At 30.9% G+C, this 23,095-nt stretch carries 23 protein-coding genes; 6 read left to right on the top strand and 17 right to left on the bottom strand.

What is annotated here, in order from left to right; genetic code table 11:
• Positions 1–9 precede the first annotated feature (9 nt).
• Genes D6200_RS00885 through D6200_RS00895 form a run of 3 tightly spaced genes read right to left on the bottom strand, consistent with a single transcriptional unit; the run spans position 10 to position 4,664 of the window.
• Complete coding sequence (locus D6200_RS00885) at positions 10–2,859, bottom strand: T9SS type B sorting domain-containing protein (RefSeq protein ID WP_073181264.1); 2,850 nt, start codon at positions 2,857–2,859, stop codon at positions 10–12.
• A gap of 50 nt (positions 2,860–2,909) precedes the next feature.
• Positions 2,910–3,758 (bottom strand): ABC transporter permease, encoded by an 849-nt coding sequence (locus D6200_RS00890; RefSeq protein WP_073181262.1) that lies wholly within the window; start codon positions 3,756–3,758, stop codon positions 2,910–2,912.
• A gap of 9 nt (positions 3,759–3,767) precedes the next feature.
• Complete coding sequence (locus tag D6200_RS00895) at positions 3,768–4,664, bottom strand: ABC transporter ATP-binding protein (RefSeq protein WP_073181260.1); 897 nt, start codon at positions 4,662–4,664, stop codon at positions 3,768–3,770.
• A gap of 192 nt (positions 4,665–4,856) precedes the next feature.
• Here D6200_RS00895 and D6200_RS00900 point away from each other — a divergent pair, with 192 nt between their 5' ends.
• Positions 4,857–5,390, top strand: coding sequence for a hypothetical protein (locus tag D6200_RS00900; RefSeq protein WP_073181258.1), 534 nt, complete (start codon positions 4,857–4,859; stop codon positions 5,388–5,390).
• 67 nt (positions 5,391–5,457) lie between these two features.
• On the opposite strand, the gene D6200_RS00905 is transcribed toward D6200_RS00900, so the two are convergent.
• The 8 genes from D6200_RS00905 to D6200_RS00940 all read right to left on the bottom strand — a co-directional run bounded on the left by D6200_RS00905 (position 5,458) and on the right by D6200_RS00940 (position 12,389).
• Entirely contained in the window at positions 5,458–6,156 is a 699-nt protein-coding gene (locus D6200_RS00905) for a response regulator transcription factor (RefSeq protein ID WP_047789269.1), read from the bottom strand.
• 11 nt (positions 6,157–6,167) lie between these two features.
• The gene (locus D6200_RS00910; RefSeq protein WP_047789268.1) at positions 6,168–7,733 is read right to left on the bottom strand and encodes a sensor histidine kinase; all 1,566 of its coding nucleotides are present in this window, start codon (positions 7,731–7,733) and stop codon (positions 6,168–6,170) included.
• Between the two features lie 109 nt (positions 7,734–7,842).
• On the bottom strand, positions 7,843–8,433 hold the full coding sequence (gene coaE / locus D6200_RS00915) for a dephospho-CoA kinase (protein WP_073181256.1): 591 nt from the start codon (positions 8,431–8,433) through the stop codon (positions 7,843–7,845).
• Position 8,434: 1 nt separating this feature from the next.
• Positions 8,435–9,364, bottom strand: coding sequence for a YbbR-like domain-containing protein (locus tag D6200_RS00920; RefSeq protein WP_047789266.1), 930 nt, complete (start codon positions 9,362–9,364; stop codon positions 8,435–8,437).
• Between the two features lie 81 nt (positions 9,365–9,445).
• Complete coding sequence (gene yajC / locus D6200_RS00925) at positions 9,446–9,766, bottom strand: preprotein translocase subunit YajC (protein ID WP_047789265.1); 321 nt, start codon at positions 9,764–9,766, stop codon at positions 9,446–9,448.
• Complete coding sequence (locus D6200_RS00930) at positions 9,766–10,233, bottom strand: DUF1573 domain-containing protein (protein WP_047789264.1); 468 nt, start codon at positions 10,231–10,233, stop codon at positions 9,766–9,768. Before D6200_RS00930 ends, yajC begins: the two co-directional genes overlap by 1 nt.
• Before the next feature lie 39 nt (positions 10,234–10,272).
• Positions 10,273–11,211: a transcription antitermination factor NusB gene (gene nusB / locus D6200_RS00935; RefSeq protein ID WP_047789263.1), complete on the bottom strand. Its 939-nt coding sequence runs from the start codon at positions 11,209–11,211 to the stop codon at positions 10,273–10,275.
• A gap of 77 nt (positions 11,212–11,288) precedes the next feature.
• A complete protein-coding gene (locus D6200_RS00940) occupies positions 11,289–12,389 on the bottom strand; it encodes a Glu/Leu/Phe/Val family dehydrogenase (protein WP_047789262.1) in 1,101 nt (366 codons plus the stop codon).
• Positions 12,390–12,544: 155 nt separating this feature from the next.
• Here D6200_RS00940 and D6200_RS00945 point away from each other — a divergent pair, with 155 nt between their 5' ends.
• Positions 12,545–14,299 carry an ABC transporter ATP-binding protein gene (locus tag D6200_RS00945; RefSeq protein ID WP_073181254.1) on the top strand — a complete coding sequence of 585 codons (1,755 nt, stop codon included), beginning with the start codon at positions 12,545–12,547 and terminating at the stop codon, positions 14,297–14,299.
• Between the two features lie 82 nt (positions 14,300–14,381).
• The gene (locus D6200_RS00950; RefSeq protein WP_047789260.1) at positions 14,382–14,744 is read left to right on the top strand and encodes a PUR family DNA/RNA-binding protein; all 363 of its coding nucleotides are present in this window, start codon (positions 14,382–14,384) and stop codon (positions 14,742–14,744) included.
• Positions 14,745–15,124: 380 nt separating this feature from the next.
• On the opposite strand, the gene D6200_RS00955 is transcribed toward D6200_RS00950, so the two are convergent.
• From D6200_RS00955 to D6200_RS00965, 3 genes are read right to left on the bottom strand one after another with little or no spacing between them, the layout of a single operon-like run.
• Positions 15,125–16,162, bottom strand: coding sequence for a chorismate-binding protein (locus tag D6200_RS00955; RefSeq protein ID WP_073181252.1), 1,038 nt, complete (start codon positions 16,160–16,162; stop codon positions 15,125–15,127).
• Entirely contained in the window at positions 16,159–17,010 is an 852-nt protein-coding gene (locus tag D6200_RS00960) for an alpha/beta fold hydrolase (RefSeq protein ID WP_073181250.1), read from the bottom strand. The genes D6200_RS00955 and D6200_RS00960 overlap by 4 nt, the downstream gene beginning before the upstream one ends.
• Position 17,011: 1 nt before the next feature.
• The gene (locus D6200_RS00965) at positions 17,012–17,428 is read right to left on the bottom strand and encodes a PaaI family thioesterase (RefSeq protein WP_073181248.1); all 417 of its coding nucleotides are present in this window, start codon (positions 17,426–17,428) and stop codon (positions 17,012–17,014) included.
• A gap of 58 nt (positions 17,429–17,486) precedes the next feature.
• On the opposite strand from D6200_RS00965, the gene D6200_RS00970 reads away from it, so the two are divergent.
• From D6200_RS00970 to D6200_RS00980, 3 genes are all read left to right on the top strand, one after another.
• Positions 17,487–17,987, top strand: a complete 501-nt coding sequence (locus tag D6200_RS00970) for an IS1096 element passenger TnpR family protein (RefSeq protein ID WP_047789379.1) — start codon at positions 17,487–17,489, stop codon at positions 17,985–17,987.
• Between the two features lie 3 nt (positions 17,988–17,990).
• Positions 17,991–18,611 (top strand): L-threonylcarbamoyladenylate synthase, encoded by a 621-nt coding sequence (locus D6200_RS00975; protein ID WP_073181246.1) that lies wholly within the window; start codon positions 17,991–17,993, stop codon positions 18,609–18,611.
• An 84-nt stretch (positions 18,612–18,695) separates the two neighbouring features.
• Positions 18,696–19,364: a ceramidase domain-containing protein gene (locus D6200_RS00980; RefSeq protein WP_073181244.1), complete on the top strand. Its 669-nt coding sequence runs from the start codon at positions 18,696–18,698 to the stop codon at positions 19,362–19,364.
• Here the strand turns inward: D6200_RS00980 and D6200_RS00985 are convergent.
• The 3 genes from D6200_RS00985 to D6200_RS00995 all read right to left on the bottom strand — a co-directional run bounded on the left by D6200_RS00985 (position 19,356) and on the right by D6200_RS00995 (position 22,950).
• Entirely contained in the window at positions 19,356–20,354 is a 999-nt protein-coding gene (locus tag D6200_RS00985; RefSeq protein ID WP_073181242.1) for a glycosyltransferase family 2 protein, read from the bottom strand. The two genes, D6200_RS00980 and D6200_RS00985, sit on opposite strands and share 9 nt — an antisense overlap.
• Positions 20,355–20,513: 159 nt before the next feature.
• Positions 20,514–22,355 (bottom strand): PLP-dependent aminotransferase family protein, encoded by a 1,842-nt coding sequence (locus tag D6200_RS00990; protein ID WP_073181240.1) that lies wholly within the window; start codon positions 22,353–22,355, stop codon positions 20,514–20,516.
• A gap of 226 nt (positions 22,356–22,581) precedes the next feature.
• A complete protein-coding gene (locus D6200_RS00995; RefSeq protein ID WP_240627191.1) occupies positions 22,582–22,950 on the bottom strand; it encodes a VOC family protein in 369 nt (122 codons plus the stop codon).
• Between the last annotated feature and the right edge of the window lie 145 nt (positions 22,951–23,095).

The following is a 23,095-nucleotide window of genomic DNA, read 5'->3' on the forward strand; positions in this document are numbered from 1 at the left end:
ATGTGTAAATTATTTCCTCAGTAAAGAGAAATGCCCTGTCTTTTTTCGGGTTCTTCCACTTTTATCAATTAACTCAGCATTGTACCAATAATCATTTGAAGGAAGAATAGTACCGTTGTATATACCATCCCAACCCTGACTATTTTTATCAGTAATTTCATTAATTAATTTTCCAAAGCGATTAAAAATTTGAACTTTAACAACATCATAGTAATCATTATCGACACCTAAAACTTTCCATGTATCAAAATGTCCGTCATTATTTGGGGTGAAATGACGTTGAAAATAGATAGTTGAAACCTGATTAGATGTAGTAATTCCACATCCGTTACGATCTCTAATAAAAATAGAGTTAAGTCCGGGAGGAATATTAGTAAATGTATAAGTAAGGTTTTCGTCTCCTTTAGCAAAATCACTAAGATCTGTGCTATTTAAAGCAAACTCATAATTACCAATTCCATCTACAGTAATTTCTATTTTATTACTATCAGGATTGTCTTGATCGTCTACTGATTTAATATTTACTATTAATGCTAGGTTAGACTCTTTTACAAAGAATGTATTATATCCCATAAAAGGGGAAGTGATGTTTGGGTGAGTTCTATAGGCTTCAACTTTATATTCTCCTGAAGCATTAGCATTGTATACAGCTGATGTTTCTCCAGAGAGTAATTTACCATCTAGATACCATTTGTATGTGTCTGTAGCATTACCTGTATCGGCATTTAATTCAACTGTATGTGGTTGAGGGCTTAGCCTTGGGTTATCAACACATAGGATAATGTTATTTAAATTACCTTTAGGGATAGGGATTTTTTCTACAAAAATTTTAAAATTACCAACTGCTTCACAAGATGTAGCTCCTTTATTTGAAATTCTAATATATATATCAGAATTGTTGGTAAATAAGTCATCTTCGTATGGGGGGATAATTTGATTTATTTGTAAGGAAGCATCTTCTGCTGTTCTATAGTATTGAAAATCGTGAGTATTTTCTGATAGGGACCCTCCTGAATTATTAATTATTTGTTGCGTCTTCAAAGAGAAGTCAAGAAAACCGTTGTTAGTGCCAACGCTAAATTTAGCATCAGAATTAGATGCATTTTGATCTAATTCATGGATGTACTCATTGCTATAAGAAGTTAATCCCGTTGGGTTTACTTGTAAATTAATAATATCCGTTTGATAACATTGAGTAGTGTTATTTGTAACTTTTACAGTTATGGAGTGGTTTATTACTATTAAATTAGTGTAATTATTTTTGTTAATTGGTGATGAAAAACTAGTATCAGATGTTTCAAAAAAATCAATTGTAACTTCAGTAAGGTTATTTACTAAAGCATTTTCTAATATTTCTAGGTTAAAAGTTGTAAAACCATCAATAGGATTACTGTCGAAATCACATTGTATATAAGGTTGAATTGGGTTAATTGTAGGTTTTGGTTCAAATGTTATTTGGACTTTACCAGTGAATGTTTTTTTACAGTAAGAATTAGATTCTATTTTTATTTCATATAAACCACTTCCAAAATTAGTGTTATCAACAGTTAATATTCTTGTTTTGGCTATTTCTTTTCCATCTTTAAACCATGTATATGTATCGCTAGGGTTGTTTTTTTCTGGTTGAATTTGATAACTTTCTCCAATACAAAAAACTTGGTTGCTATTGTTTAAAACCTCATTATTAGCTAGATTGATTAATTTTACAGGTGCAAAAAACGACTGAATAAAAGGAGGTAATCCTTGTGAAGACATGGCGCCACCCAAGTTTATAGCGTTTGAAGTATATTGAATATCAGTAGCATTATCTTCTGGATTCTCTATAACTCCCAAATAGGATCTATCTGGAATGGAAGCATATATCTTTCCGTTTGGAGCTAATTGTAAAGCACCTCTATAACCTTGCTCTTGATGGACTTGAGTTTTAGTTTGTGCGATGTTAGCATCTAATAAATTATATTGAAAAACTCTGAAAGAGTTACTGTTTTCATGATATAAAGAAGAGTATAGTTTTGTAGATTCTTGAGAAAACTCAACACCATAAGGAGAACCATCAGTTGGACCACTTGTAAGAATTAGCCCGTTAGAAGCTACTTTACCTGTTGCGTTATCAAAATCGTATAAAACTAATTTTCCACTTCCATCATTTGTAAAGTCAGCAAGTGCTACTTTACTTCCATCTGGAGATGTTTTTAAATATCCTCTTTTATCTCTTAAATAGTAAGATGAAGATGAGGTAATAGGGTTTGTAGAGTCCACTCCGTTTTTATCAATTTTATAGGCGTAAAAAGTATCTTGTACGATAGATAAAATCCATATTTCTCTACAGTCTTTTCCTTGAACGGCTGTAACTTTTTCAGACCATTCTCTATCTCGACCATTAGAAAGGTTAACAGGGCCAGAAATAATTTCTCCTCCATTTCCTTTAGAAATATCTATGGTGTAAAACCTAAACCCTGGATTGTCAGGGTAAGGAAGATTTCCAATAAAATCTGTCCCCACTGTAAAAATATAGTAAAGGTTTTTATCTTCTGGGTTTGGAATAATTAAACCAGACTGTGAACTTGAAGGGTTACCTTGCAGGTCATCAGCTAAATTACCGTTAGAGTAACGCATTAGTTCATGGTTTTTCGTCCAAATATTAATACCATCTGAATAAAATAATAGGTTCCCATTTTCGTCAGAAATAGATGAACAACCTTCATCAGTTTTCAATAATCCATCATTTAAAGCTATTGGACTTCCTGAGTTAAAATCGAGCCCTGCATTATTTCCAAAGTACCAAACATTTGCTTCTTTTTGGCTATAAAGGGATATAGAGACAATAATAAAAAATGCTAGAAGTAGTTGTTTTTTCATCAAAATGAATTTGATTATATAAATAAAACAACTAAACTACATAAAACCCTCTATAAATCTCGTTTTTTTAACAAAGCATATGATGAGTAAATAAAAATAGCAGTCCAAATTAATACAATAGCTATATTGAAAAGGCTAACAGAATAGTCTTTAGTGAAATTTTCTCCTATTTGATTAGCTACTGATTTTACTGCACCTAATCTTGTAAATGGTTCTTTAATTAAATTAGCCATAGACTCTAGCGGGAAAAATTGCATGATTGAGTTTACAGCTTCCTCAACCCCCGTTTTTACATTTCTAAAATTCCAGTATAAATACCCTTTAATTAAACTTTCTATAATTAGCCAAACAATCATGGCAGCAACAGCAAATGCAGAGCGTTTAATCAAGACACCTAAAAACAACCCAAAGGAGAAAAAGCCTAATAATTTTACAAAGAAAGCGAATAAATAATCTAAGTCTGAAAATATGATGGCTATTTCATTAAAATCAGAATAGATAGCTCCAAGAATTAAAGAGACAATAAAAACAAAGATGGTTGAAATAAAAGCAAAAGCTATAACGGTATAAAATTTTGATAGAATAAATTCCTTTTTACTTAAACCGTCTATTAAGTTTTGTTTTAACGTTTTATAACTGTACTCGTTCGCCATCATGGAAACAATAACTAGTAGTAAAAAGAATTTAAATATGGCAGCCATATATGTGTTAAAGTGCCAGATATATGGAAAATTAAAAATTCCTTGTTCAGCTAAATGAAATTTAATGGGGCCAATATCAAACTTTATTGCTGCAATTAAAGCAATAGAGGTTAATAATGCGAAATAGATAATTGAAAGAACTTTACTAGCTCTGTTATATTTTAATTTATGAATTTCTATATTTAAAAGTCGTAACATGGTGTAAGTTTATTGGTTGTTGGTAAGGTCTAAGAATTGTTGCTCTAAACTAGGTTTACGTTTCACTAAGTGAGAAAGAGAAATTCCTTTGTCAAATAAAAATGTATTAATTTCTGAAGCAGATAATTCTGAAGCTAGACTAGCTATTAAAATTCCATTTTCTTCTTTGATGTTTCCTATTGCTGGATGATTTTCTAAAAGCTGAGTAAGTATTTCTTGATTATCTGCTTGAAGTTCAAAAAATCCATTGGAAGCAGTCATCTCATCAACTCTACCGCTATATAATTTTATACCATTTCTTATTACGACTACATGAGAACATACTTTTTCAACTTCATCGAGTAAGTGAGAGGCTAGTAAAATTGTAGTACCATTTTTAGCAATTTCTTTAATTATTTGACGAATCTCGTGAATTCCTTGTGGGTCAAGTCCGTTTGTAGGTTCGTCCAAAATCAAAATTTCTGGATCATTTAATAGGGCAGAAGCGATAGCTAAGCGCTGTTTCATTCCTAAAGAGTAAGTTTTAAACTTACTATTTCTACGTTCAAAAAGATTAACAATCTTGAGTTTTTCTTCAATTTTATCGTACGAAACTCCTTTAATTTTACAAATTAACTGCAAGTTTTGAACGGCGCTCATGTACGGGTAAAAATTAGGGCGTTCAATGATAGCTCCTACTTTTTTTAATGCTTCATGTGTAGATAAGTTTCCATTGAACCAGCTAAAACTCCCTGAGGTTTTGTTTACTACATTTAAAATAATACCTAAAGTAGTAGATTTACCACTTCCGTTAGGTCCTAAAATTCCGTACACTGTGCCTTTTTGTATATCGAAGGAAAGATTGTTTACGGCATGAACTTTTCCGTATTTTTTATCGAGGTTTCGAATAGATAAAATTGTTTCCAAGCTATTTTGGTTTTTGTTGATTATATGTATTTGACGATTGATGTAAATTATTGTTACAATGTATAAAAAAAGTAGTAGAAAATAGTTTAAAAGGAAAGTTTAGCTTTTTAGAAAAATACATGATATATTCAGAAGTAAATTTAACTAGATGCTTTAAAACTAAGGTAGTTTTGCATGTCAAATTATACAATTATGAAAAAAATAAACTACTTATTAGCAATTATTTTAACAACTGTTTTTTATGTAAGCTGTTCATCTGATGATGTTCAAGAAACACCAAATCAATTTATAATTGAAGGTGAAAATTATTCGATAGAATCAATTTTGGTAGAGAAATTCATGAAAGGAGATACGCCTTCTGTATTCTTACACTTATTGAATGTTACTGAAGAATATATAGAAGCTGCTCGAAACTCTGGTACAGCTTTAACTGAGGTGGATTTATTTACAATTACTGTTCGTGATAAAGGCTTAACTTCAAAAACTTATACAACAGACAGTTTATGGTATGAATTTATGACGGATGGAGAGTTTTTAGGAGAGTATGATAATGAGCAATTGTTAATGGAGTATGAAACAGGAGATGAAGTTACTTTAACTATAAATTCAATTAATGAAACTAATATTTCATTAGAATTCAAAGTTAAAAAGGCTAATGGAAGTGTAGTAACAGGGAGTTATAACGGAAAGTACAGTACTGTTGATAAATCATTAGAGCGTAGTTAGAAAACAAATAGGATAGATAATAAAAAAAGCTTAGGTAAACCCTAAGCTTTTCTTATTTAAAATGACATTATTTGTTATCAATTAACCTAAATCCTTCACCATGTATATTTAAAATTTCTACATTTTCATCATTCTTCAGGTATTTACGAAGTTTAGCAATGTATACATCCATACTACGAGAAGTAAAATAGTTGTCATCTCGCCAAATCTTTGTCAACGCCAATTCACGTGGCATTAAGTCATTTTTATGCACAGCTAACATTCGTAAAAGTTTACTTTCTTTAGGTGATAACTTTTGAGGTTCTCCACCTTTATATATTAAATGACGTAGTTTAGAGTTAAAATCAAAAGACCCAATTTTAAACTCAAATTCATCACTGTCGTTTGTCTTTTCTGTTTCTTTACGTTGTAAAATTGCTTTAATTTTATGTAATAAAACTTCAGAATCAAAAGGTTTATTTAAGTAATCGTCTGCACCAACTTGATACCCTTTTAAAACATCTTCTTTTAATGTTTTTGCAGTTAAGAAGATAATAGGAATTTCTTTGTTAGTTGAACGAATGTCTTCAGCTAAAGAAAAACCATCTTTACGTGGCATCATTACATCTAAAATACATAAGTCATATTCTGCATTTTTAAACATAATTAAACCATCTATTCCGTCTTTAGCATGTGTAACATTGTAATCATTTAATGCTAAATAATCTTTAAGAACTGTTCCAAAATTAGGATCGTCTTCTACTAATAATATTTTTTTACTCCCCATTTCTTAATATTTTATATTAATGGTAATTTAACTGTAAATGTGCTTCCTTTCCCTTTTTCACTTTCAACGTAAACGGTACCTTGGTGACTGTCTATGATTTCTTTTACATAAGCTAAACCTAATCCATGACCTTTTACATTGTGTATATTCCCTTTATGTTCTCTGTAAAATTTATCGAACACATACTTTTGAGCATTTCTGCTCATTCCTATACCTTCGTCTTTAATCTTAAAGATAAAGTATTTATTTGTGTTTTCAGAAAATACATCTATTTTAGGTGCACTTTCAGAATATTTTAAAGCATTTTCCAACATGTTAACAACTACATTTGTTAGATGAAACTGATTACCAAGTACTTCAGAAGAAATAGCTTTGAGGTGCGTTGTAACACTTCCTTTTTTATCATCAGTTAATAGTTGTATATGTTCAACAGCTTCTTCAATTATATCGTGCATGTCTACTGCATCCTTACTAATTTCTATTTGATTTTTTTCTAACCTTGAAATTCGTAATACATTTTCTACCTGCCCGTGCATTCGTTTGTTTTCATCACGAATCATTTGAACATACCGTTTCACCTTTTCTTCATCTGATATAATTCTTGGGTTTTTAATAGCATCTAAAGCCAAGTTTATGGTAGCAATAGGTGTTTTAAACTCATGTGTCATATTGTTAATGAAATCTGTTTTTATTTCAGAAATCTTTTTTTGGCGAATTAACTGATACAATGAGGTGGAAAAAGCAGCAATAATAATTCCTATAAAAAATAAAGATAGTATCAATATTTTCATCATACCTGATAACAGGTTCTTTTTTTCATTAGGAAACTTAACATATAGCTTATAATTGCTATTTCCGTCTTCATCTTCTAGTAAAGGGTAATTAATATCCTCTGGTTGTATATTAAAATACCCAGATTTTAATTGAGTAGCTAAACCATCTTCATAAACAACATATTTAAAATCTTGTGTAATATTCATTTTAGCAAACTCTTCCTCTAAAGTATTACTTAGCTCCTTATTACTTATTCTTTGATTAATAGGAAACACAGCTTTACTTCTTCTAAAAGCATGTTCCATAACTTCATCATTCCATGTGTTATATGTTCTGAAAGAAGAATAACGATTTTCGTCTAAAAAAGGTTTAAAATCTTTGTTTTCAGATTTTATTATTTGTGAAAAATAAATATCTTCTTTTCCTGAGTAACGTTTTATAATGATAGAATCATTATCAACAAACTCGTTAGGCATTTTAATACTTTCTTCTAAAATAGTACTACCAAATGAAAACTTTTTTTTACTTACAGTATCAACTTGTTGGAAAAGAAAAGTTGTTATTTCTGCGTCTGTTCTGAGTTTATTGTTTTCAAAATAATCTTTATAATTTTGCTTAAATTCTAAATACTCTCTTTCCTTAATATTTTCGGAGGTACGAGCTAAAGCAATTTTTACATTATTTTTAAATTGTTCCTTTTTATTTTTAATAGCATCATTTATCCAATATACTTGAATGGAGATGATACCTATTAGAGAAATACTCATTAAAACAACAATGAGAATAAAAATTTTCTTGCCCATTACTCAAAAATAAATTAATAAATTTTAGGCGTATAATCTTTTAACTTAGATTAACAAACTTACTATAAAATTAAGACAATTTTAACATAAAAGGTTATTGAAACGTAAATTATTTTCTACTTTTTGTTAAATAATTATGGATTTTTAATACTTCATCTTTTGTTTTTAATAGTGAAATATTGTTAATTAAATAATTAGATTGTAGTATTTTTTTTGTTTCACTCCATTGGTTTTTAATTCTATTTTTTACCTCTTGTATTGTAGTCCTATCTCTTTTGATAACGCGTTCAATTCTTATATGCTCTGGAGCGGTTATTGTAATTATTTTATCACAAAAAGAGTCACTTCCGTTTTCGAAAAGAATTGCATTTTCGTATAATATATAATCTTTAATACTATTTTTTTTTAAGAACTGTTGCAAATGTTTGTTAACAGCAGGGTGTACAATAGCATTAAGAATAGCTAACTTTTTCTTGTTATTAAAAACTATTGAGGCTAAATAAGGCCTATTTAGTTTGTGGTTTATATATACTTCCTCTCCAAATTCAGTGATTAATTGTTCTTTTATCCTTTTTGATGTGTTCATTAACTTTTTGGCTTCATCATCAGCAATATAAATAGCAATATTTTCAAATTCTGAAAAGATATTAATTACAGTAGATTTTCCACTACCAATTCCTCCTGTTAAACCTATTACCATGCTATTTGTATATTAAAAAATCAACTTTTTCTGGAACTATTCTCACTAAATCTACCGTTTTAGGGATGTCTTTTATTTTAGGAATAAGATAGTTTATTTCTTTTTTTTTAGATTGTAAATAATCACATTCAACTATAAATAAATCGGAGGTAATGTCATTAAAGTTTTGCAAGCCCACTTTGTATATAACCTTAACCTTTTTGGGGAATATATTAATTCCTTTGGGTGCATTTTTAACAAAAATAGGAACTTCAATTTCACCTTCTGTAAATTTATCAACAGCAATGTTAATTTGTGCAGTAGAATGACTCAATTTAAGCTTTAAGTCTTTCGGTAAAATAATAGAAGAGTTGATACTAGTATTTTTAGATAAGTTTTCTAATGTAATGTTTTTTAAATTTAAAAAATTAGTCTCAGTAACATAGGCTTCATCACCAGAGATTAAAACACTGTCAGGTACAATTGTTATGGGTTTAGAAAAGTCATATCCTAGCTGAAAAGAAATGTTTAAATTTGGTTTTAAGGGAACTTTTTTTGAGCTGAGAAAACCAATTTTTAAAGGAATGGTGTCTTTTTCTATTTTAATTAATTCAATATTTGATTTTAGTTGTTCTTGAATTTCATTAAAAAGGTTTTTCGATAAAAAATAGTAATTTGTACCCCTTTTTTTTGAAGCTTTTTTTAGGTCTAGTTTAATGGGGGTATGGTTAATACTAGTAATTAAAAGATTGTATCCACTACTTTTTAATTTTAAAGGAATTTTTTTTATTGGTGTTTCTATTAATGTTTTTTGTTGCGGAAGTTGTGTGTATTCAATATCATATACTATAGTTGTATTATACTCCTTTGATAAATTAATAAGCAACCAGAAAAATATAGATACGGTTAAAAAGCCAAAAAATGTTTTAGGTATGTTAAATTTTGTTTTCAAGAAATTGTTTATTAGTGCAATCTACTAAAAAAAGAAAAAAGTGGGCTCTTAAGCCCACTTTTTTTATAAAATTAATCTCTTTTATTTTTTAGCTTCTGAAGTATGTTTTTTACTCATTTCCATAGAAATGGCTGAACGTTCAAACTTTATTTTACCAGCTCCTGTTTCAATAGTAACGGTGTTATCGGTATCATTAATTTCTACAATTTTACCATGAATTCCACTGGTGGTAACTATTTTAGCTCCTTTTTTAATTTCTGCTTGAAATAGTTTTTCTTTTTTTTGACGTCTCATTTGTGGACGAATAATTAAAAAGTAAAAAACAGCAATCATTGCTACAAAAGGAAGCATATTCATTAAGCTTTCTTGAGAGCTAGCTTGTAAGAAGATAGTTTCGAACATTATGAGTTATTGTTTTTTGGGGTTACCATTCCAGAAATTTTAATAATTTCTCTTCCTTTTTCTGTGTTGGTAGTTAAAGTAATAGATTTAGATTGTTTGTTAACTCTACCATTGGTATTGAAGCTAACTTTAATATTTCCTGTTTTACCAGGAGCAATAGCTTCTTTTGGCCATTCAGGAACAGTACAACCACAAGATGCCTGCGCATTTGTAATAATTAAATCACTCTTACCAGTATTTGTTACTACGAAAGTGGTTTTAACAACTTCACCTTCGTTAACAGTACCAAAGTCAAATTCTTCTTTATCGAAAGAAATCACAGGAGCTCCTAAACCTATAGAGCTATCTCTTTTTTCTGCTTTTTCAAGATTTTCTTTTTTAACTTTTGATGAAGCATTCCCCTGTCCGCACGAAACTAACATTCCTGCAGAAACAACAAATGCTACCATTACTGCTATTTTCTTCATTTTAAAATATTTTTAGTTTGTTGTAAAAATACTAATTTATTATAATAAACCTCTACCTATTTTAACCATCTTATTTGAACTTAGATAGTCTTTGGCTAATTTATCTAAAACTCCATTAATAAAGTAACCACTTTTGTTTGTTGAATAATCTTTTGCTAACTCAATATATTCATTTATGGTAACTCTACTTGGAATTGAAGGGAAGTGTAAAAATTCTGTAATAGCCATTTTAATAATAATCATATCAATATCAGCAATCCTATCAGCTTCCCAGTTAGGAGTTTTCTCTTTAATGTCCTCTTCGTATTTGTGTTGATGTAACATTGTTTTTGTAAACAAATCAGAAACAAAAACTTTATCATCATTGTCTTTATACAAACTACCTAATATGAAAGGCTTATTTACTTTTTGTTTGTTTAAAGATTTAAGAATCCAAGTATTTACAAAAGGAATATCATCAACCCAAGAAATCATTTTATCTTCAAAATAATCAGCTAACTTTTCATTAGGGGCTACTATATCTCTAAAAAAGTCAATGACAAAGGCTTTATCTATGTTGTAAGAGTTTTCAACAGTGTCCATGTACTTTTTATAAAGGTCACTTCTTTGTAATTCATCTAATAAGATTTTTACATACTCATCATCAAGATCCCAATAATTAAGCTTGTTAAGCTCAACATACCCTTCTAAACTTACACTTTCATTAAGTGAGTTTAAAAGTTTATTGTCTATAAATTTTGTATTTGGGTTGAGTTCCTCTTTTGTAGCTAGTATTTTCTTTTTAGAAAGCTCTATTCTCTTACGAGCTAATTTTTGTACTTCAACTAATAATTGAAGGTTTAAAACGTACAAATCGTACATTTTTTGAATGCTGTGTTTTAAGAATTTTTCTTCCTTAACTAAATCATCGCTATGCGATTGCTGCATCGCATAAACCGACTGCATTACTTTAACACGAATATGTCTTCTGTTAATCATTCTAAAGAACTTTAAAAAAAAGAGCGATAGAAACTATTTCTAACGCTCTGCAAAAGTAAAACTTTTTTATTTTTTATCTAGCTATTTTGCTCTTTTTTGCGAGCATCAATTCTTGCTTGTGCAATATTGAAAGCAGCTTGATGTGTAGTGATATTCTCTTTTTCTGATAAATTAAAAATTTCTAATGTAGTATTGTAAATGTTTTCAGTTCTTTTTAAGCTCTCAGCTTTATCGTAACCAACAACTTCAGCATATACATTAATAATTCCACCAGCGTTAATTAAGAAATCAGGAGCATAAGCAATTCCCTTTTCTTTTAACATTGTACCGTGTTTTAATTCATTTGCTAATTGGTTGTTAGCAGCACCTGCAATTACCTTAGCTTTTAATTGAGCGATACTTTCATCATTAATAGTAGCACCTAAAGCACATGGAGCGTAAATATCAACATCTAATCCAAAAATGTCATTTCCTAACACTACGTTTGCACCATATTTTTTACTTAATTCTTCTAAACGAGCCTCGTTAATATCGTTTAAAATAACTTGAGCTCCTTCGTCGGTAATGTGTTTAACTAAAGTTTCTCCAACATGACCAACACCTTGAACTAATACTTTTTTACCGTCTAAGTTATCAGTTCCAAACTTGTATTTAGCTGCAGCTTTCATTCCCATGTAAACACCATAAGCTGTTACAGGAGAAGGGTTTCCAGAGCCTCCAATACTTTCAGAAACACCTGTTACATGTGGAGTAACTTCACGGATTATATCCATGTCACGGGTTTCCATTCCTACATCTTCAGCAGTAATATATTTTCCACTTAAAGAATTAACAAACTCACCAAATTTACGCATTAAAGCGTCATTTTTTTGAGTTTTAGCATCACCAATAATAACTGCTTTACCACCTCCAAGGTTTAATCCAGTAACAGCAGATTTGTAAGTCATACCACGAGACAAACGTAACACATCGTTTAAAGCTTCCCATTCACTTCTATATTGCCACATTCTAGTACCTCCTAAAGCAGGCCCTAAAGTTGTATTGTGGATACCGATAATTGCTTTTAAACCTGTATCTTCGTCGTTGCAAAAAACGATTTGCTCGTGATTGTCAAAAGATAACTGACCGAACACTGGGTCATTCTTAAGATCTTTAGTATCAATGATTTCTGATGTCATTTGTTTTGTTTTTTTATTTGAGATGATTTGGGTAATCTCAAAAATTAGATGACAAAAGTAAGAAATCGTTAAAACATAAGCAAAAAAAGAGGTCTCAATTAAGGTATCTTTAACAAGACCCTTTTATAAAGTTTAATTTTTATAATAAAATAGAATTGAAAGCATTACAATACTTAAACAAGTACTTTGTTAAATACAAATGGAGGTTATTATTAGGAGTTTTTATAACTGTATTAGCTAAAATATTTACATTAAAAGTGCCTAATTATGTGTTAACTTCTTTAAATGTTGTGGAAGATTATCAATTAGGTAAAATAACTGAAATATCAGAAGTTAAAAGTATCCTTTTTACAAATATTTTGCTTATAGTAGGGGTAACACTGTTAGGTGGTTTCTTTACATTCTTAATGCGTCAAACTATAATTGTAATGTCTCGATTAATAGAGTTTGATTTAAAAAATGAAATTTATCAGCAATATCAACGACTGTCACTTAATTTTTACAAACAAAATAGAACTGGTGATTTAATGAACCGTATTAGTGAAGATGTTTCTAAAGTTCGTATGTATTTTGGACCAGCTATCATGTATTCATTAAATATGTTAGTGTCTTTTGCAGTCGGTTTTACTCAAATGTATGCAATATCACCAAAGCTCACCTTGTATACAATGATACCTTTTCCTGTTTTATCAGTATCAGTATTTATTTTAAGCAAGCAGATTAATAAACGAAGTACAGTAGTTCAGCAATACCTTTCAAAATTAACAACGTTTAATCAGGAGTTTTTCTCTGGTATTAATGTAGTAAAATCATATGCAATAGAAAGCGCTGTGATTAATAACTTCGATACGTTGGCAGATGCTAGTAAAGATAAAAATATAAACCTATATAAAGTACAAGCGTTATTTTTTCCATTAATGATTTTATTAATAGGAATTAGTAATATCATTGTTTTGTATGTTGGTGGTACTTTATATATTAATGAAGAAATTAAAGTAGGAGCCATTGGTGCTTTTGTTATGTATGTAAATATTTTAACATGGCCAGTAGCTGTAGTTGGTTGGGTAACTTCAATGGTGCAGCAGGCTGAAGCTTCTCAAGAAAGAATTAATGAATTTTTAGAACAAGTTCCTGAAATTGAAAATGCAAATGAAGGAGAAACTATCATTGAAGGAGATATTGAGTTTAATCATGTTTCTTTAGCCTATGAAGACACAAATATCACAGCGTTAAAAGATGTAAGTTTTAAGGTAGAAAAAGGAGAAACACTAGCAATATTAGGAAAAACAGGAAGTGGTAAGTCATCTATAATCAACTTAGTTTCACGTTTGTATGATACTACAGGAGGGACTGTATTAATGGACGGAAAAGATATTAAAACCTGCAATTTATATGATCTAAGAAATCAAATTGGTTTTGTGCCGCAAGAACCGTTCTTGTTTTCAGATACCATTGAAAACAATATAAAATTTGGAAAAGAAGACGCTACAGAAGAAGAAATTATAGAAGCAGCCAAAAACGCGGTTATACACGATAATATTATCGATTTTAAACAAGGCTATAAAACTATTTTAGGAGAGCGTGGTGTTACGCTTTCTGGAGGGCAAAAGCAACGAACTTCTATAGCAAGAGCCATTATAAAAGATCCTAAAATTTTAATTTTTGACGATTGTCTATCAGCTGTAGATACTGAGACTGAAGAGAAAATTTTATCAAATTTAGAAAGAGTTTCTAGTGATAAAACAACGATAATAATAAGCCATAGGGTATCATCTGCAAAAAATGCAGATAAAATAATAATATTAGATGAAGGAAAGATTATTCAGCAAGGTGTTCACAATCAATTAGTAAAAGAAAAAGGGTATTATAAAGATTTATACGAACAACAGCTTTTAGAAAAAGAAATATAGCATTTCGTATTGTCAAGTCAAATATTTTGTTAGATTTATTGAGAAAATTTAAATAACCAACTATTATTTTAAGTAACGAATTATGAGCGAGAGAGTAGAACAAGAGGAAATCTTTTCACAGGTTTTAAGAGCAGGAAGAAGAACATATTTTTTTGATGTTAGATCTACAAAGGCAGATGATTATTATTTAACAGTGACTGAGAGTAAGAAGTTTACTCATGATGATGGTTCTTTTCATTATCAAAAACATAAAATTTACTTATATAAAGAGGATTTTAGTGATTTTAAAGAGATGTTGAACAAGGCAACAGACTTTATTGTAAACGAAAAAGGATCTGAAGTTATAAGTGAACGTCATCAAAAAGACTATAAAAAAGAAGAAAACGTAACTACAGAAGTAGCTTCTACAGAAAGCTTTACAGACGTTTCTTTCGACGATATTTAACAGAAGAAACTGTTATGCATAACTCTAAACACAAGTGATATTACTTGTGTTTAGAGATGATAATGTGCAGAAAAAAATCAATTCAAATTCAATTTACACTTAGAAAACTGCCAATTGTTGCACAGCAATTGGTGGTTTTATTTTTTACATAAGCGATTTTATTTTGTTTGGTAGTTTTGATGCGAATTCAACCAGCTGCTTATAAGTTAAAGTTCTACCCACTCTACTATTAAGTTTGTCTTCACGCTGGTTAATCCTAAGTAATTTTTGTTTCATAGGAAAGCGAGTTTTGAGTTCACCTAAATATAATAAAAAAAAACTGAATTTCAGCAGGTTATGTTTGTTTTGGGGTAAAGTATTTTGTAGAGTAGGTGTTTTTCCTATAAAACTTTTTTCATAGTAGTAGTTTTTGCTACTGTTTCTTGCCATTCTTTTATAGTATTACTGTCGTTTGTAATTCCACCTCCAACATAAATATACACAGTATTGTTAGAAACCTCCATACAACGAAGATTAACAAATAAATGACTTTCCTTATTGTCGGTATTTAATTCTCCTAAAAAACCTGTATAAAAGCTTCTGTGATAGTTTTCATTATTTAAAATAAATTGTTTTGAAGCCTCTAAAGGCATTCCACAAACGGCAGGGGTAGGATGTAAGCTTTTGATTAAAGAAGCAGTATTCGTTTTTAACTTTCCATTAAGAATGGTTCTTAAATGGAGTAATTTACCCGCTTTTATAGTTTCAATACCAGATGTTGTAATGTTTAAGGAAATATCAGATAACCTATCAGTGATGTAGTCAGTTACAAATTGTTGTTCTTCTAATTCTTTTGGCTGCCAAGTAACATTAGTTGTGCCATTGTAAACTTGTGTTCCCGCTAAAGCCATAGTAGTAAAATTTTTATCTTTAATACTAACTAAAGTTTCTGGGGTAGCTCCTAACCATAACCCAATTTTAGGATGATACCAAACATATACAAAAGCTGTTGGGTAGTTATTCAGAAGTTTTTGAAAAGTATTAATAAGGCTGAAATCTGATAACTCAATTTTTTCTTTTCTGGAAAGAACTACTTTTTTAAACTGCTGATTTTTAATAGCGGCTATTCCTTTTTCAACCAGTTGAATATGGTTCTCTTCGGAAGCAGTATCAGGAGCATGATTATTATTGTTAGTTTGAGTATCGTCAATAGTAACTTTTTCTTCAACATAAGTAGATTGATTTCTAGGAATTAAAATAGCTTTTTCTCTGCTGTCAAACGGAGCAAAAATAAATCCACTCTCATTATAATTTTCAGAAGTAATTACATCGTTGTTTTGTTGAAACCACCCTTTAATTATAGAACTGTTAGGCTTTCTGTAAGTAACAAAAGGTAATTCTTTGTTGAAGGCTTCTTTTATGTTTAAAAAAATACTCAATCTAATTGTTGTATTAAATGTTCTTTAATCGTGTCAAATTTACTCCAAATAAATCCATGACTAGCATCAGGAACGCTAATTAACTCAAACTGATTTTCAGGAAACTGTTCTTTTAAAAATAAAGAGTTTTCAAAAGGTACAATCCAATCATTAGTTCCATGAATACTTACTATGTTGTTAGGGGTAGATTTCCAGTTGTTTTCAAATAGTTGTAAATCTTGTTTATGAGATAACTTTTCTTTGCTCGCTTCTTGCCATATTGGAGGAACCAACCATCGAGTAATTTTCCATTTATATAAATTTAAAGACCATGGCATGGGTTCTACTTCACTATATATAGCAGGAGCCAGCAAAATTACTTTTCTAACTTTTTCTTGTATAGCTAAGGCAATAGGTCCTCCATAAGAATAACCTACAAGAATCGTTTTATCGGGGTTAATATTATGTAAAATATTCTTTAGCATGTCACGCTCAAAAGCAATACTTTCTTGAACCGGATTTTTGTCTTGATAATTGTAACCAATTCTGTCATATGAAATCATATTAGCTTTATTAAGCAATGCGCTATCCTTCATATATTTTACAAAATCAGTAGAAGAACCTATCGTTCCGTGAACAAAAACCAGTGTAGGTAAAGTAGTATCTTTTATGATTGAAAGCTTTCTGTACTCAAACCCTTTAAAGTTTTCATAAGTAAGGACGGGAATAGCAGAGCTTCCTGAAAATTTTTCAAGTACTTTTATATCAGATTTAGGAGCAGAAAAATTCCAGAATAAATAATATAAAACAAGGAAAAGCACAAAGAGAGCAATTCCAACGGTTTTTAAGATTTTTTTTAGCAACTTCATGCTATTGTTTATCTAAAACAATATTGGTAATCTTACAAAGTGAAATCAAATTGTCATCCTCATCAACAATTCTCACTTCCCACAAATGTGTAGTTCTACCTTTATGAATTGCCTTAGCAGTAGCGAAAACATGTCCTTCTCTCTTACTTTTTACATGATTGATACTCAGCTCAATTCCTTTGATAATTTTATTAGAGTCTCTTAAAAAAAATGCAGAAGCACAACTACCAACCGATTCTGCTAAAGCAGCTGTAGCACCACCATGTAATATTCCATAGGGTTGATGTACTTTAGATGTCACAGGCATTTTTGCTGTAATAAAATCATCTCCTACATCAACAAACTCTATTTCTAAAGTTTCCATCAAGGTGTTTTTGTTGTAACTGTTTAAGACTGTAAGAGATGCTTGCTTATTCATGGTAACTAAAAATTATCACCCAAAAATACGTATTTTTGTACTGACAAAAAATGATAGAATGTATAAAGTACGCGTAATTTTAGATACGAAAGAAGATGTAATACGAACCCTGTTAGTAAACGAAAAAGCTTCATTAGAAAACCTACACTTTGATATTGCAAAAGCGTTTGGTTTTAACGGACAAGAAATGGCATCTTTTTACCGTACTGATGAAGATTGGAATCAAGGTGAAGAAATTCCTTTATTCAATATGTCAGAAGCAGGAGAAGGAATTTCAATGGCAACATGTATTTTGCATGAAGCCTTACCAAACCAACACGATAAGTTGATTTATGTGTACGATTTCTTACAAATGTGGACGTTTTATGTAGAGGTAATAGAACAGTCAAATGAAGAAGTTACTGAAACAAAAATGATCTTATCTGTAGGAGAAATCCCAGATCAAGCTCCAGAAAAAGAATTTAAGGCAGAAGATCTTTCAAAAAATATAGATGATGAAATTGATGATGAATTTAATAACTTTGAAAGCCTAGACGATTTTGACTTTGATAATTACTAAGCTATGGCACAATTTATAAAACTGTATAATGACAACCCCAATCCAAAAGAGATTGAAAAAATTGTAAAAGTTTTACAAAATGGAGGGTTAGTTATATATCCAACCGATACTGTTTATGGTTTAGGTTGTGATATTACCAATACTAAAGCACTAGAAAAAGTAGCAAGAATAAAAAAAGTAAAGCCAGAAAAAGCCAACTTCTCGTTTGTTTGTAACGACTTAAGCCATTTATCTGATTACGTAAAGCAAATAGATACTGCAACTTATAAAATTTTAAAAAGAGCTTTACCAGGTCCATATACTTTTGTATTACCTGGTAGTAATTCACTACCAAAAGCTTATAAAAAACGAAAAACAGTAGGTATTCGTGTACCCGATAATAATATAGCAAGAGCCATTGTAGCAGCTTTAGGAAACCCGATTGTATCTACATCTATTCATGATGAAGATGAAGTATTAGAATATACAACCGATCCTGAATTAATTTTCGAGAAATGGCAGAACATTGTTGATGTTGTGGTTGATGGAGGATACGGAGATAACCATGCATCTACTGTAATTGATTTAACAACTGATGAACCAGAAGTAATTCGTGAAGGAAAAGGAAGCTTAGATATTTTGTAATAAAAAGTTTAGTTGAAATTTTACAAAACCACTTTTTAATTAAAAACACAATCCCTATCTTAGTACAGAATAGAAAAAGGATATATGTTTTTACTGGATAGATTCCCCAACGACAGCGGACCAATATATCAAGAAACCATAGCAGGCAGATTGCCTGTTGAGCCTTTCAATACTTTTAGCAACTTAATTTTTATTGTTCTACTGATTTACTTCGGAAGAAGAATTTATCAAAACCCTAAACAATACCCATTTTTTTTGTTTGCCATTCCAGTAATATTCATCAGTTGGATAGGTGGTACCATGTTTCACGGTACAAGAAGTCATGAATTTTGGTTGTTGTTAGATTGGGTTCCTATCATGATTGTATGTTTAGGAGCTATTATTTATTTCATAGGAAAAATTAAAAAGAAATGGTGGGAACGATTAGCGATAATTGTAGCTATACTTTTAGTGTCTATTTTTTCACGATTTTTACCAATACCTTCAGGATATAGAACATCGTTTGGATATGCAGTAACAGCATTTGCTGTAATAACCCCGTTAATATGGTATGCTTATAAGACCCGTTGGAGAAATGTAAAATACATTGTATATGGAGGAGCAGTTTTTGGAATAGCTTTACTATTTAGGACATTAGATAATAAAGTAGTTGTATTGCCCATGGGAACGCACTGGTTATGGCATACTTTCGGCGGAATAGCAGTTTTCTTTTTACTCTATTATATCTATAAGGACGAGCAAAAATTAACGTAATTCGGTAAACTTTTTTCTTCCTTTAGCATAATACTGCCAAACCGCAGATGTGTGCTCGTAGTAATTTGGTTTTTTAGGAGATTCTTTTCTCTTTTTTATGAATTTAGGAAGATGCATATAAAAACTAAAATGAGCTTTTAAAATAGCAAATAAGTGGTTAGGTTTCCCTTCCAATAAAAATTTAAAGCTAGCCAATCCGTCTAAGATTAAACGAGAAAGAATAATTGGGAATAATTTAGCAGAGGGTAAGTTTTTAACTAGGTTGAGTAAACTATTCCTGAAGTTTAAAAAGGTTTTCTTCGGGTTTAACGTGTCTAATGTAGCCCCACCTACGTGATATACAATGGATGCTCCTACATATTTTATAGTATGCTCACTATTTTTAACGCGCCAACACAAATCAATCTCTTCTTGATGCGCAAAAAAATCTTCATCAAAACCTTGTAGTTGATGAAAAACTTCAGAGCGGATAAAAAAACAAGCTCCAGACGCCCAAAATATTTCAGTAGTATCGTTAAATTGTCCGTTATCAGTTTCTAAGTCACTAAACAAACGACCACGACAATACGGATATCCAAAAGCATCAATAAAGCCACCACCAGCACCTGCATATTCAAACTTCGATTTATCTTTAAAGTCTAAAATCTTCGGTTGGATAATAGCAGTGTTAGGTTCCTTTTTAAAAGTACCAATAATGGGAGTTAACCAGTTGTCGGTAACCTCAATGTCAGAATTTACCAAACAATATACATCTGCATCAATATGTTGTAACGCATCGTTGTAACCTTTTGCATAACCACCATTTTCTGAGTTCTGTACAATTTTTACAGTAGGAAAATGTTGCTTTACAAATGCAATAGAATCATCTGTAGAAGCATTGTCTGCAACATACACTTCAGCTTCTTCTGAACTAAAAGTTATGACAGAAGGTAAAAATTGCTCAAGCAACTTTTTTCCGTTCCAGTTTAATATGACGATAGCTATTTTCAAGACGGTAAATTTACAGTTTATAAATGAATTTTGTAGATCAAAAAGAATCATCTCGACCGAAGGGAGAAATTTATTAATAGAGAAATTCCAATCGTTAAGATTTAGCTATGCTGAATTTTTTTGATTTCTCCCTACGGTTGAAATGACGTTTTGTAGTTCTTAGATACTTTTTACAAAATCAAGGAAAACTTTTTTATGAAGCGCTAAATCCATATTAGGAGAAAGTGCTACACGAGCAATATAATCTTTATCACCTTCTTTAGTAGTTCCTTGTGTTGAGGTTGCAGGAATTGTCCAGTAACAACCTTTTAACTGTCCGTAGCTTACACAATACTTACTTTCATTCGGAATTTTAGTAATCATTAAATTGATAAGCTTTAAGTTTAAGGCTCTTTTATAGGCTTCTTTTTCTTCCGCAGTATTCCCTTTGGTAGGAAGGTCTAACGAAAATACTGATGGTGTAAATCCTTGCGCAGCTAGTTCTTCTGAAACAAAATTGATTTTAGCACCAGGTAATACTTCATGAATAAAGTTTACAAATTCACGTGTATTTTTATAAGCATCACTAATTCGTTGCGTCATCGAAGGCATTTGTGCAGCTAATATTTCGTATTGAAGCGGTGTAGCCTCGTTATCGCAAATGTGTAAGTGCTTTTCTATTTTTTTGATTAACGCGTTGGTTGTTTTATTTCCAACACAGTATCCAGCAGTACATTTTCCACCACTAGGGAATTTAGATCCACTTGCAAACGAAATAGTTCTAATATTGGCTAACATGTCTGTATCTCCTAAAAAGTGAACATTCGGACAGAAAGTTTGGTCTAAAATAAACACAGGATCAACGGCTGTTTCACCCGTTGGAGTCGTACGTTTTTTACTTAAAACATCTCTTAAATCGGTAAGGTTAGGTACTTCTACTCTTGGGTTGGTCGGAATTTCTGCAATGATATACGGAACCGCATCTTGTGCTGCAATGTTGGCTAATACGGTATCAATGCTCTCTACCATGTCGTTGTCTCCATCAACAGGTAAATCAACAATGTCTACGTTGTTTAAACAAGCAGCAACACGTCTTGCTTGGTCGTTTGTACCACCGTAACAGTTTGGAGGTACTACAATTTTAATCGCTTTTCCCTTATGGTTTTCAATAGCATCGTCAATCAATCCCATTAAAATGGCATATTGTATTGAAAGTCCACTTGAAGCTACTAACGCTTTTGTACTGGTGTTGGTAATTTCATTGATGAGTTTTTCAACCTTCGCTTTGTTTTGTGCTACGTCAGTTACTGTAACCTCATACGGCTCATCGATAAGACTTTTTAATGCTTTTAACGAATTAGCAGGAGTCATGGCAATAGTTTCTCTTCTTCTTACATGTTGAATGTCTGAAATATAAGAATCGTTTTGCTCACCGTTAACTAATAAAAAGCTTCCTAATTCTGTGTGTGTGTTGATGTAAAAATCAACGTTTGGTACAATCGTAAAGTTGCAAATAGCTTCTTGTTCAACAATCAATACGGTACTACCATCAAATTCAGGAATAGCTTCAACACTATCCACTTTTTTTAGTTCAAATTGATATCCGTATACATTTTTAATTACTTCAGCATCAAAAAAGCTAGGAATTTCATTGGTATACACTATTTGCGTGTTTTTATTAGCAAATAAATTCGCTCTTAACACAGCCAAAACAGGAACCGTTTGTGATGAAAAACTAATTACATTTGCTGCTTTAGTGTTGTATAGTTTGGCAATCGTCCACTCTAATATAGATGATAGCGGATGCCCTAAACGAATATAATCGTATGCAGTTGGTAACTCGCTTAACGCTGAAGCAGTAGCATTGTTGTTTTTATACAAATCTTCAAACTGCTCTAAAAACTGGGTTTTGGCTAGTTTTTCTACATAAATATCCAGACGGTGCGTGGTTAGGTTTAACCAATCTGCTGGCATATTTTCAACAACATTTTTTATATAAGTATGTAAGTTTTTGTCTTGCATTATAGGTGTCTTTTAATAAGACTGCAAGATACGTTAATTAGATTTTTTTAGAAAGGGGGAGAGAATGGTTTTATACAGGGAGTTTTACTTTCGTTTTATGTATGAGCTGTAGCTGACTTTATAAATTTATGGATTGGTTTTCAAGACACTTTAATAAAAAGAAATAACGGTTTGAGTTAGTACCCAAACCATTATTATTTCCCTTTATTGTTAGAAGTTTGTTTTTTTAATTTGGCGAATGAAGTCCAATTTTATTTCCTTCTGAGTCGAGAAAAATGGCAAAGTACCCGTTTTCGTCAGCGTGAGGTGTTTTAGGTATCATAACTTTACCACCATGTTCTTCTACTTTATCAATAATAGTTTGCAGATTGTCTCCACCATTGAGGTAAATAGTAACCCCACTTGCAGAAGGTTCATAACCTTCGCCTTGTATAATTACTCCTGTAACCATTTGACCTTCGTAAGGAAATACCCCCATTTCCATTTCTGGAAAATAGAATCTTTCAATTTCTATACCTAAAATTTCTTTGTAAAAATTAACGGCTCGTGTAATGTTGGTTGCAGGAATTTCAAAAATTGAGACATAACTTTTCATCTGTTGTATACTTTTAGTGATTGATTCTTTAGATTGTGTTGTTTTAGAGATTGAAGTGCCTTTGTTTTTGCAAGACACAAGGCAAAAAAATAGGGTAATAATGGTAATAAGTGTGTTATTTTTCATTTTCGGCTTAGTATTATTG

The organism is Tenacibaculum mesophilum (assembly GCF_003867075.1).
Taxonomy (GTDB): domain Bacteria; phylum Bacteroidota; class Bacteroidia; order Flavobacteriales; family Flavobacteriaceae; genus Polaribacter; species Polaribacter mesophilus.